Raw genomic sequence first — 12,395 nt, 5'->3', positions numbered from 1 at the left:
AGGCGTCTCCCTATGCCGCCTGCACAAGCCTTGACACCCTCTCGCTCGGCGGCAAAGAATTCCCGCTGCAAACACGCTAATGAAACGATTCAAGACAGACGTCCTGTGACTCCCCCTTTCCCGATCTCCAGGACGCCTCTCCCCGCCCCGCCCATCACCGCCCACAGACAGCAGGAGCCCGCATGCCCTCTGTATCGCGCCGGTCCGTCCTGCGCTCGGCCATAGCCGTAGCGCTCGCGCCCACCCTCGGCTCGGCACTCCTGCCGGGGCTCACTCCCGCGGCGTCGGCCGCCGTCTCCTGGACCGCGAAGTGGATCTGGGCTCCGTCCAGCTCGGCGAACCAGTGGGTGGCGTTCCGCAGATCGTTCACCCTGGGCTCCGCGCCGGCCAAGGCGGTGACGCAGATCGCGGCGGATTCCAAGTACTGGCTGTGGGTCAACGGCACGCTCGTGGTCTTCGACGGGCAGCTCAAGCGCGGCCCCAACCGCACGGGCACCTACTACGACGAGATCGACCTCGCCCCCTACCTCACGAGCGGCCGCAACACGGTGGCGTTGCTGGTGTGGTACTTCGGCAAGCAGGGGTTCTCGCACAGCAGCAGCGGCAAGGGCGGTCTGCTGTTCCAGTCCGACATCACCACCGGTTCCACCACCACCCGGATCGTCAGCGACACCAGTTGGAAGCACATCGTCCACCCGGGCTACTCCAACAACACCAGCGGCACCCAGGTCAACTTCCGCCTGCCCGAGTCGAACGTCTACTACGACGCCCGCGACGCCACCGCCATGACCGCCTGGGAGTCGGCCGGCTTCGACGACAGCACGTGGAGTGCCCCCACCGACTTCGGAGCGGCCGGTGCCGCACCCTGGATCGATCTCGTCCGGCGGCCGGTCCCACAGTTCCGGTACTCGAGCCTGAAGTCCTACGGCAACGCGTCGTCGCTGCCGTCCACGGGGCAGGGCGCCACCGCCATCACAGCCACCCTGCCCTCGAACCTCCAGGTCACGCCATATCTGAAGGTGGACGCTCCAGCCGGCGCGGTGATCGGCGTGCAGACCGACCACTACGCTGACGGCGACGGCCTGACCGGCCTCACGCCCGGGGCGGAAAACAACATACGCGCCACCTACGTCTGCGCGGGCGGGGTCCAGGAGTTCGAGGCGCTGGCCTGGATGAGCGGCACGGCGGTGAAGTACACGATTCCCACGGGCGTCACCATCCTGGACCTCAAGTACCGGGAGTCCGGCTACGACACCGACTTCGCCGGATCGTTCAGCAGCAATGACGCCTTCTTCGACACCCTGTGGGGCAAGGCGGCGCGCACCATGTACGTCAACATGCGCGACAACTACATGGACTGTCCCACCCGCGAGCGCGCCCAGTGGTGGGGCGATGTGGTCAACCAGCTCAAGGAAGGCTTCTACACCTTCGACACCCGCTCCCATGCCCTCGGCGCCAAGGCCATCGCCCAGCTGACCGCCTGGCAGAAGCCCGGCGGCGTGCTCTACTCGCCGATCCCGTCCACCATCTGGACCGCTGAACTGCCCGTCCAGATGCTCGCCTCGGTGTGGGGATTCGGCACATACCACCTCTACACCGGCAACTCCGGTGCTGTCTCCGGCACTTATCCGGCGGTGAAGGCATACCTGAACCTGTGGAGCCTGGACTCGGCCGGACTGGTCAACCACCGCGCCGGGGACTGGGACTGGGAGGACTGGGGCAGCAACATCGACGCCCGCGTCCTGGACAACTGCTGGTACTACCTGGCCCTCGACACAGCCATCACTCTCGCCGGCCTCAGCGGCAACAGTGGCGACGTCGCCGCCTGGCAGGCCAAGCGCGACAGCATCAAGGCGAACTTCGACCGCGTTCTGTGGGACGCCTCCAGGAACGAATACCGCTCACCCGGTTACAACGGCGACACCGATGACCGCGCCAACGGCCTCGCCGTCGTCGCCGGCCTCGCGCCCGCCTCCCGCTACCGCGCGATCACCGAGGTGCTGCGCACCCACCTCAACGCCAGCCCCTACATGGAGTTCTACGTCCTGGAGGCGCTGTATCTGATGGGCGCGGCCACCGTCGCCGAGGAGCGGATGCGCAACCGCTACGCCGCCCAGGTCGCCGACCCCACCTGCTACACACTGTGGGAGATTTGGGACAAGTCGGGCGGAACCGACAATCACGCTTGGAACGGCGGACCCTTGTACACCCTGTCCGCCTACGCCGCCGGCGTCCGTCCCACCAAGCCCGGCTGGGAGACGTACGACGTCGTCCCGCAGACCGGCACCCTCACGAAGATCAACACGGTCACGCCGACCGTCAAGGGCGACATCCGCTTCGGCGTCACCCGCGACGGCGACCAGGTCACTCTGACCCTCACCTCCCCGAACGGCACGACCGCGCGAGTGGGTGTCCCGACGTACCGTGGATCCTCACCGGCCATCAAGGCCAACGGAACCACGGTCTTCACGGGCGGCTCCGCCACCGGCGGCGTCTCCGGTCTCAGCTATGCGAGCAAGGACTCCTCATACGTCTACTTCACCCTCCAGCCGGGCAGCTGGACGTTCACCGTCACCGGCGCCGGCCGCCTCGACAACCTCGCCCTCGGCCGGCCCGTCACCAGCAACAGCAGCCTGGAGAACAGCGACTGGGGCAAGAACCGGCTCACCGACGGCAAGCTCACCAGCGTGACCGGCGCCAAGGGCTACACGAGCGTCGACTTCCCCTCCGCCGACGTCAGCGCGAACCCCGTCTGGGTGGAGATCGACCTCGGCGCCGACACCGACCTCGACGCCGTACGGCTCTTCCCGCGCACCGACACATCGGCGGCCGGCGGCGGCACGGCGGGCTTCCCCGTCGACTTCACCATCCAGGCCCGTCCCGACGGGTCGACCACCTACACCACCGTCCGCACGGTCACCGCCGAGCCCAACCCGGGCGGGCTCGTGCAGACGTACGGTTTCAAAACCACGACCGCCCGCTACGTACGGCTGCGAGCCACCAAGCTCGGTACCCCTCCGGTCGACGAGACCACCAAGTACCGCCTCCAGCTCGCCGAACTCACCGTGCCCACAGCCGCGACCACCGTCACCGCCAACTACACGCTGGAGAACGGCGACTGGGGCAAGACACGCGTCCTCGACGGCAAGCTCACCAGCGTGACCGGCGCCAAGGGCTTCACCAGCATCGACTTCCCCTCCGCCGACGTCAGCGCCACCCCCGTGTGGATCGAGATCGACCTCGGCGCCGACCGGGCCATCGGCTCCGTCACGCTCCACCCCCGCACCGACGCCGGCGCAGTCGGCGGCGGCACGGCGGGATTCCCCGTCGACTTCACCATCCAGACCCGCCCCGACGGGTCGACCACCTACACCACCGCCCGCACGGTCACCGCCGAACCCAACCCGGGCGGAGCCGCTCAGACGTACGCCCTCACGTCCGCCGCCGGCCGGTACGTACGGCTGAAGGCCTCGAAGCTCGGCAAGGCCGCCTCGGACGAGGCCAACAGGTACCGCCTCCAACTCGCCGAGATCCGCATCAAGTAGCAGGCCATCCCGAAACGGGCGGCGGTGCTGGTCCTTCACCACGACCTCACCGCCGCGGCCGCGGCCTGCCGACGCATCTCTGACTCAGGTCACTAGCGCAGCACGGCCAGATCGATGGCGTTCGCCATGGCGGCCATTCCGGCGTCGTTGGGGTGCAGATGGTCACCGCTGTCGTACGCGGGAAGCATCCGGGCGTGGTTGTCCGGGTCCCGGATGACGGCGTCGAAGTCGACGACCGCGTCGAACGCGCCACTGGTGCGGATCCAGTTGTTCACTGTTGTCCGGATGCCGGCCTGTGCACTGCTCTGCGAGGAGTAGGGCAGCATGGTGCCGCCGATGATCCTCACGCCAGCGGCGTGTGCCTGCGCGATGATGTCCTGGTACCCGGCGATCAGCTGGTCGGCGGTGAGGGAGGGATTGTTGTTGATGTCGTTGATGCCCTCCATGAAGATCACGCTGCGTACTCCGGGCTGACCGAGGGCGTCGTGCGCGAACCGGACCCTGCCGGCCAGGCCCTGGGGAGCCCAGCCGGCATCGGCGCGCACCATGTTGCCGCCGATGCCCGCGTTGGCGACAGCGAACCGCTGGCCGCCGCTCTCCGCCTGCAACCGGGCGGCCAGGCGGTCCGGCCAGCGCCGGTTGGCGTCGAAGGTGGTGCTGGCGCCGTCGGTGATGGAGTCCCCGAAGGCCACCACGGTTCCGGTGGTCACGGCGGTCGGCACGACGTCCACGCCCGACAGGTAGTGCCAGCTCCACATGGAGGTGGTGAAGTCGGTGGCGGCGTCGTCACCGGCATGGTTGCCGGAGCCGGCCGCCGATCGGTACGAGGTCTGGTAGGCGTCACGGTGGAAGGTCGAGGCGCCGGTGGCGCCCCGCAGGTACACGCTCACCAGGAGGTCCTGCCCCGCGGTGACCGTCATCGGGATGACGTCGCTGGTGAGTTCCGCCCCGGCGGGGATGGTCGGGTTGCCGGATCTGCCGAAGGTCACGGTGCGGTGGGTACCGGCAACCGCGGCCGCGCCGCCGGAGCGCACGGCCACGTCGACGGCGCCGACGGACAGCGGCGTGGTGCTGCGCAGGTTGGACAGCCGGATCCGCACGCCGGAACCGGCGACACCGGTGTGGACGACCATCCGCAGAGTCTGCTCGGAGAAGGTCTCACCGCCGGCGGTCATGCCAGGGCCGAAGGCCGCGACCCGGGGGCGTTCGGTGAGGTTCCACTGCTGGTTGGGGTTGCCTGTGCACGGCCACTGGATGAGCGCCGTGCCGTCGGCCGTGGAGTTGCCGGGGATGTCGAGGCACATTTGGCTGTGGACGGAAACGATCGCGGAGCCGCTGAATCTCCAGCGCTGGTTGTCGTTTCCGGTACACGGCCACTGAATGACCTGTGCTTCCGCCGCGGTGGACGCACCGTTCACGTCCATGCACTTGCCGCTGTTGATGTTCACCAGCGAGAACGAGCCGTCTCCGCCGGCGACGGCCTGCCACAGTTGGCTCGGGCCGCCGGAGGGAGTGTTCTGCACCACGTTCACCGCGTCGGCGGACGAGGCCGACTGGACCTGTGCGTTCTTGCCGCTGTGCGCCGCGGTCAGCGCGTATACATGGCCGTCCTGCGGCCCGGTGGCGGCGGTGGCCGCGTCGGCCGGGACGAGCAACAGCCCCAGAACCGCGAGAGCCGCGGCTCCCATGGCAGCCATCCTGTGCCGGGACCTTCTCATGAGCCCTGCTTTCATATCGTGCTTCTCCTCATCGGTCACACGGGTGACGGTGAAGCCGACGCCCCCGTCCGGAGCCGTCCGGCTCCGTCTCGTCAGAGGAGTCGGCACGCCGGGGGAACCGCCCGAGCCGCCGGAAGGGCCGGCTCGGGCGGAACCTCGGTCTTGCCGGATGTGGCAGCAGCCAGTGCGTGGCTCGGATCAGCTCCGCGTCCACCGCTGGTTGGTGTCGGCGTGGCACGACCAGAGCTGGATCCCTGTGCCGTTCGCGGTGCGCCCCTCGACGGCATCGAGACAGAGCCCGGACTCGACCCCGACCACGGTGCCGTTCGCACTGACGGTCCACTGCTGGTTGCCGCCGCCGTTGCAGGACCAGATCTCCACGGGTGTGCCGTTGTTGGTGCCATGGTCCTTCGCGTCCAGGCACTTGTCGCCGAAGACCCGCAGCTCCTTGGCGGAGGTCAAGGTCCACTGCTGGTTGTCACCGGCTTGGCAGTCCCACAGGTGCATCAGGGTGCCGTTGGTGTCGTTGTAGCCCGGCACGTCCAGGCAGCGGCCGGACCCGGCGCCGACGACCTTCGTGGTCGACCCGATCGACAGGTTGTCGAACTGGCCCGTCTGTCCCTGGCTGTTGCCGTAGCCGGCCTGCCCCTCGGTGTAGGTGTTGTCGTTGACCGCACCGACCTTCACGCCGTCGATCCAGGCGGTGATCCTGTTGCCGTAGAAGCCCAGCCTCAGGTTGTGCCAGGAGTTGGTGCCCAGCGCGGCGACCGTACCGCCGGCCAGCGTCACGAAGTTGTTGTCGGTGTCGTTGCGCAGGATGGACCAGGCACCGGTATTGCTGACCCTCAGGTAGTAGCCGTTCAGGCCCTCCGGACCGAAGGAGTGCTGCCAGGTGGCACGGCCGATCAGCTCGGTGAAGCCCGCGCTCTCCAGCAGCACGTCGCTGGAGACCTGGTAGTCCTTCCAGCCGAGGTCACCGAAGAGCGCGTAAGGGTGTGACAGGGGCGCCCAGGTGATCGGCGCCTGGGCCGACATCTGGCGGACGCACTTTCCGGAGCGTCCGCCCCCGCAGCCGACGACCTCGTAGGCGCCCTGCTGGTCCTGGACGTACTTCGCCTGGGTGCCGGTCGGGTAGCTGTCGTAGGAGTCGGCGTACGGCAGTGCCAGAGACCCCTTCGCCGGACCGGCGGCGGTGCCCTTGCCCTGCCCTGTCGTGGTGGTGATGGTGTAGACGTACCCCGGCTGGACGGTGAGCGAGAAGGCGCCCCCGGAGGGGGTGATGTCGCTGCGGCGCACCATGGCGGTCGAGGAGTCGGTGGAGTTGACGTTGGTGGACCAGACGTGGACGGTCCCGGTGGACAGACCGCCCGTCACCGTGAAGTCGAGCGTCTGCGCCGCGGAGGCCTGGGTGGTCTCGATGATGGTGCTGTAGTCGCGGTTGTTGGTGGACTTGAGGGTCACATAACTGCCGTTGGAGGCGCTGCCACCGATGTAGCCGGTGGAGCTGTCGAGGTACTTCCAGCCCGGCGAGGTGAACTGCGTGGTCTGAGCGGTGACCCACAGGCTCTGGCCCGTGGAGTACCAGCCGGACCAGGGCTGGTTGGCGACCATCAGGCCCGTCGTCGCATAGGGCAGGTTGGGCGTCATGGCGCCGATGAGCGGCCAGTTGATGGTCGCGGTCATCCTGCCGTCGATGTAGTCCCGGTTGTTCGCGCGAGCCATGGGTGCGGCGCCGCTGTTGTAGTCGTGCGAGCCGTTCTCACTTGCCCACAGCTGCTTGCCGGTGGCCTTGGCGTTGGCGGAGCTCGGGCAGGAGGTCTGGGGGGTGAGCCAGCCGCACGGGTAGTGGGCGCCGATGATGTCCACGGCGGAGGCGAACGTGGAGTCCGCGAGTATGTCGTTGGCTATGTCCCAGCTGTGGTCGTCCGAGCCCACGATCTTGACCGACGAGTAGCCGTTCGAGTTGAGGGCCGAGCGCAGGTTCTTGTACCAGCCGATGTTGTAGCCGCGCTCGTTCCAGCCGCCCAGGTAGCTGATGTTCAGACCGTGCGACTTGGCGCAGCCCAGCCAGGAGATCAGATAGTCGATCATGTCGGCGGTCCAGAAGTTGCCGCCGCCGATCCAGCCCGGCGCACCCCAGGCGAGGCCGGCCAGCTTGATGCCGGGGTTGCGGGCGACCGCCTGCTCCATCAGCCAGAACTCATACCCGGCATTGCAGTTGATCGCACCCCTGGTGTGCTCGATGCTCGGCTCGGCGCCGCTGGTCGAGTTGGTGTCGCCGCCGATCTCCGTCTTGAGGATCTGCAGGTTGGCGCCGTAGTTCGGCTTGAAGAGGTAGTCCAGGATCTGACTGCGCTGCGGCTCCGGGTAGTCGATCAGCAGTCTGCTGTTTCCCCCGCCACCGCTGATGGCACCGATGCCGTCGAAGGTACGCCCGCCCGAGGTGCCGTCGAGGGTGATCGACGTCGCGGCCTGAGCCGGGGCGGCGGTGAGCATGGATCCGATCATTGCGATGACGAGCGCGCACACCATGGCGAGTGTCCGCGGCAGGCGGCGGCGTAGGCAGCGCCCAGTGGGCGGGTGTCCGTGGATCAGCATCCGTTCTCCTGGGGTTGTTTGTTCATGACGGATTTCGTTGAAGAGAGACGGTCGATGGATGAGCGATGAGCTTCAGCGCAACCGACATCTGAACTGCACAACTGCCTGTTTCTCGCGGATGGCTCGTCCGACCTCCAGACAACGTCAGAGCTCGGGCGCCGAAGGTATGGGCGATTCTGTTCGGCGTCACCGCTTCCGGCAGAGCAGGTGGCGGCTGGCCCACTCCGTGTGGCCACCCGCGTGAGACCGCCGGACAGAAGCCCTCCTCTCACTCCATGAACCGCACCAGACATCCGATCTATCATGAGCACGGATGAGAGCCTGGATCGGTTCACACTCAGAGGGACGGAGTCAGGGGGACGCAGCGTCGAGGCCGTCGGGGTTCGCGCGCCTGCACAGCGAGGGCGCGGTCGCCGTCGCGCTGGAGCACGGGGCGGGCGCATGACCGTTGGACCATGATCAGGTTGCCGTGCCGGTCCCCCGCGCCGGGCCTGGAGGAGGGCGGCCGGTGTGAAGCAGCCGTGCTCCCGGACATGCGGTCGGCTTGGGAATTCGCGGGTTTCCCCGGACGTGGAGGCCATGGCGACCGAACCGTTCGCGGTGCCAGATTCTCGGCTGGAGCGCGTTCCAGATTTTCGGACCACAGTTCGAGCCCGACTACACGGCCGGCACCCTCACCTCCGACTACCTGTCCGCGCTCAAGGACGGCGAGACGGCAACCCTCACCTTTCACTTCTGGAGCGGCGCGAAGGTCACCTACCACTCACACCCGGCCCAGGCCGCCCTGGCTGAATTGACCGGGCGAAGCCGATCGCCAGGCCGCGACCTGCGAAAATCCGAGTTGTTCGAGTGACTCCTTCGGTCAATCAAGTCGGTATGGTAGGCGTATGGCTCATGTCTCAGCGGCCGAGCGCCGCCCTCAGTTGATCAAAGCAGCCATCGAGCTCATGGCGAGAGAGGGAGTCGCTGCCGGCAGTACCCGTGCGATCGCCGCCGAGCTCGGTGTCGCGCAGGCCACGGTGCACTACACGTTCGGCACGAAGGAGGATCTGTACCGTGCCGTCATCCAGCACCTGACCCGGGAGATGGAGAGCCAGGTGCGGCAGGCCGCACCGGTCGACGCCGGCTTCGAGGAAACCCTGGGAGTGCTTGCCTCCGCCTTGTGGCGCACGGTGCGCGACCAGCCGAAGAGCTATCAACTGCTCACCGAACTGACCATGTTCGCGCTCCGGTCGCCCCACCTCCGGGAGGCTCTCGAAACGCACAACCTCGGTGTCCTCAGCGTGACATCGGAGCTTGTGACAGACGCCGCCGAGCGCGCCGGCCGGCAGCTCGCACAGCCGGCGAGCACGGTCGCGCGGTTTTTCCTCGCCGGATTCGACGGACTCGTGCTGCAACACCTGACACACCCCGACGACGAGGCGGAACTGTCCTGTCTCCAGGCCTTGATCTCCTCCACGCTGGCCCTCGCCAGCGGTCGCGTGGAGATGGTCGCCGTACCTCGTGACCTCATCCAAGGAGCTCTGCCGAGCGGTTGATCCGCTTCGGCGGGTCGCTGGAGCGCGTGAAGTGTCACGGCGGGTGCGCATGAGCGCGTGTTCGGGTCGGGTGACCGCCGGATCGCTGCCGGACTCGGCATCTCAGTCGGCACCATGCAGTCCGCACGGCGCGTCGAGCTGCCGGCTGAGCCACCGGCGGCGCGGCGCGTGCCGGGCGGTCCGGACGAGCCGCACTGCCGATACAGACGCGATCCGCCGGTGCCCGGCCCTCAGGGAGAGCTGGGTACCGGCGGACGCTCACCGCGTCAAGGAGTTACGGAAGCGGCGGGTAGGCGTTCTGCATCAGCTGCTTGAACTGGGCGGAGAACCAGTGTCCCGCCACGGGCGCGTTCGGCAGTGACCCCGTGGGGTTGTTGCCGTTGCGGGGGTTGCCGCCGTAGGTCGGGTCGCACATGCGGTCGAAGCCCTTGCCCTCGTCGTTGGGGATGGCGCTGCTGGAGCCGTCGGACTCCCCCGGCGGCTTGACCCACACGTAGGCGTCGATGCCGGCGGCCGGTGCCGCGGTGGGCCGTTCGCCGAGGCCGGCGCCGCTCTGGTTGCACCAGTTGCCGGCGTGGATACGCCGGTCGATGCGGCTGCCGTTGACGTAATCGTCCACAGAGGTCATCGGTCCGGGGCCCGTGGGCCGGGCGGTGCCGCCCCAGCCGTTGCGGGAGGTGTCGATGAGCATGCCGAGGCCGGACTCGAAGCCGGCCGCGACGAGCTTGTCACGCAGCGCCTGGGCGAAGGACTGCTCGTCCACGTACTGGTTCCAGTCGACCCACTTCGACTGGCGCACGGTCTGGCCGTTGACGGTGTCGGTGACCTTGAAGTTCGGCTCCTTGACCGGGCTGTAGTTGGCGGTGTTGACGATGAAGCCGGCGACGTCCTTCACGCTCGCGCCGTTGGTCGTGGCGACCTTGTGGAACTCCTGCACCGACGGGCCGAGGTTGCTGTCCCAGCCGAGCCAGCCGTGGTGCCCGGCGTCGACGTAGTTGTAGACGTTCGCGAGGGCGCCGAGCTTGTCGAGGGCATAGGAAACGCCCTTCTCATAGTTGCCGTTGCTCTTCATGGTCACGCACGCGTCGGTGGTGGTGGGGGTGCCGCCGGCGTTGGTGACCAGGTTGGGCAATGAGTCGGGCTCGATGACCGTGGCGATCCGCAGGCCCGCGTACTTGGGGTCGGCGAGGATCGAGGCGATCGGGTCGATGTACTGGCTCTTGTACTTGTCGAGGTCGTTCGGTCCGAGTTCGCCGTTGGAGGCGAGAGCGGCGCAGTCACGGCCGGGCAGGTCGTAGATGACCAGCTGGACGACGAGTTCGCCACTGCCCTTCTGCTTCAGGGCCTCGTCGAGGTGGGCGCGCAGACCCATGCCGCCGTTCACACCGTTGATCGCGGCGATCCGGTCCAGCCAGACCGCGGTGGGCTGGTTGGCGATACGGCTGCCGCCCGGTTCTGCGGCGGCCTTCGCGGACCACTCCGGGTTCACATAGACCTTGGCGCCGGAGTACGGGTTGCCTGCCTTCGGCCCGGTCGGGCCGGGGTCGGTCGGGCCCGGGTCGGTCGGGCCGGGGTCCGTCGGGCCGCCGTCGACGTTGCAGGTCACGCCGTCGAGGGTGAACGTGGCCGGGATGGCGTTGGTGCCGCTGTAGGTGCCCTGGAAGCCGAAGCTGACCGAGCCGCCGGTGGCGAGCGCGGCGTTGTAGCTCTCGTTGGCCGCGGTGACGGCGGCGCCGCTCTGGCTGATCTTCGAGTTCCAGAAGTTGGTGATCTTCTGGTTGCCCGCGTACGACCACTTCACCGACCAACCCGACTTGGCAGCCGCGTTGTTGGTGATGGTGACGGCAGCGGTGAAGCCGGTGTCCCACTGGTTCTGCACCTTGTAGTCCACCGTGCAGGGTGCGGAGGCGGTGGCGGCACCGGCCGGTGCCGTGAGAAGCGCAGCCCCTGAGCTTCCGGTGAGCAGCGCGAGGGCGGCGAGCAGTGAGGTCCTGGTGCGACTCATGAGTGTGGGTTCCTTCTCCTTCGACATTCTTCTACTGATCACGGCCGCGCAGACGGCTGCGCGGTCCGATGGCGTGCGGGCTGGCGTCGTGGTTCGAGACCGGGGACGGGGCGGAGGAGCGGTGCCGGGTGCCCGCTCCATCCCAGGTGGGGCGGTGTGCGGTCGCCGGACCACTCATGACCTTGTCGGTGAAGCCGTGCGAGGAGGCGCCCGCACCGGTCTCTCGCGCCACCAAAGGCACGTACGCGGCGCTGGGAGCGAGCGTGGCCGGCCGCCGGCTCTCCCCGGTGCAGATGTCGGAGCAGCTGTTGCTGTTGTGGACACGCAGGGGGCGACCGGATTGCCCGCCGGGTCGGTGGGCTCGTGCAGTAGCCACAGATCGAGGTTGCCGGGGTATGCCGGTCCACCCGCCAGGATCACGTTCTTCGCTCTGGTGGAGCGCACATGAGCGTCCACCAGGTCCGAGCCGGCGACCTCGCACGAGACCCCTGGGCGGACACCGCCGTGTCACCGTGCCGCCGGTACTTCCGCACGTCCGCGACACCGCAGGTCGTGCGGTCCGGGCACGACCCACCGAACGGGTCGGCAAGGACCACGGTCTCGCGTGATCCGGGTTGATGCCGGCCAGGCCGAGTCGACGCTCCTGGCTGCCGGTCGGCTCGGAGCCCTCGGTCGTGGCGGGCACCGTCGTTCCGGACCGGGACCAAGCAGTGTTCCGGTCCTGGGTGAGCTTGCGACCGTCCGCCAAAGTCGAACGGCGGTGTGCGACTGTTCGACGCGGCGGATGCGTCGGTGCTTTGCGCTGATCCGTGGAAGCCGTTGCCCCACTGGCCGTCGACGGTGTGCTCCCTCGACAGGGAAGGCATCACTCCCTGGGCCGAGACCATCGGGACGACCGTGGTGGCGACGAGTGTGCCGGCGCCCGCAACGGCTGAAGGTAACGAAGGTGGGGGGTGTCGCATGAGCGACTCCTTGCAGTTGAGCGCGCCGT

General features: G+C 68.1%; 6 protein-coding genes. 3 read left to right on the top strand and 3 right to left on the bottom strand.

The window, feature by feature from the left end:
* The first annotated feature begins 182 nt into the window (after window positions 1-182).
* Window positions 183-3,545 (top strand): discoidin domain-containing protein, encoded by a 3,363-nt coding sequence (locus AB0I06_RS08085; protein ID WP_363117926.1) that lies wholly within the window; start codon window positions 183-185, stop codon window positions 3,543-3,545.
* Between the two features lie 92 nt (window positions 3,546-3,637).
* Here the strand turns inward: AB0I06_RS08085 and AB0I06_RS08080 are convergent, their stop codons facing one another.
* Both AB0I06_RS08080 and AB0I06_RS08075 read right to left on the bottom strand, forming a co-directional pair.
* Window positions 3,638-5,233 carry an RICIN domain-containing protein gene (locus tag AB0I06_RS08080; protein ID WP_363117925.1) on the bottom strand — a complete coding sequence of 532 codons (1,596 nt, stop codon included), beginning with the start codon at window positions 5,231-5,233 and terminating at the stop codon, window positions 3,638-3,640.
* A 228-nt stretch (window positions 5,234-5,461) separates the two neighbouring features.
* Entirely contained in the window at window positions 5,462-7,861 is a 2,400-nt protein-coding gene (locus AB0I06_RS08075; RefSeq protein WP_363117923.1) for a ricin-type beta-trefoil lectin domain protein, read from the bottom strand.
* 544 nt (window positions 7,862-8,405) lie between these two features.
* Between AB0I06_RS08075 and AB0I06_RS08070 the strand changes: the two genes are divergently transcribed.
* Both AB0I06_RS08070 and AB0I06_RS08065 read left to right on the top strand, forming a co-directional pair.
* A complete protein-coding gene (locus AB0I06_RS08070) occupies window positions 8,406-8,714 on the top strand; it encodes a hypothetical protein (RefSeq protein WP_363117922.1) in 309 nt (102 codons plus the stop codon).
* Window positions 8,715-8,748: 34 nt separating this feature from the next.
* Window positions 8,749-9,399, top strand: coding sequence for a TetR/AcrR family transcriptional regulator (locus tag AB0I06_RS08065; RefSeq protein WP_363117921.1), 651 nt, complete (start codon window positions 8,749-8,751; stop codon window positions 9,397-9,399).
* 274 nt (window positions 9,400-9,673) lie between these two features.
* Here AB0I06_RS08065 and AB0I06_RS08060 read toward each other — a convergent pair whose 3' ends face one another.
* On the bottom strand, window positions 9,674-11,404 hold the full coding sequence (locus AB0I06_RS08060; protein ID WP_363117919.1) for a glycoside hydrolase family 6 protein: 1,731 nt from the start codon (window positions 11,402-11,404) through the stop codon (window positions 9,674-9,676).
* Between the last annotated feature and the right edge of the window lie 991 nt (window positions 11,405-12,395).

Origin of the sequence: Streptomyces sp. NPDC050674, assembly GCF_040654575.1 — a bacterium.
Lineage (GTDB): Bacteria > Actinomycetota > Actinomycetes > Streptomycetales > Streptomycetaceae > Streptomyces.
The sequence above is the reverse complement of the archived record's forward strand: the minus strand, read 5'-3'. Positions and strand labels throughout refer to the sequence as shown.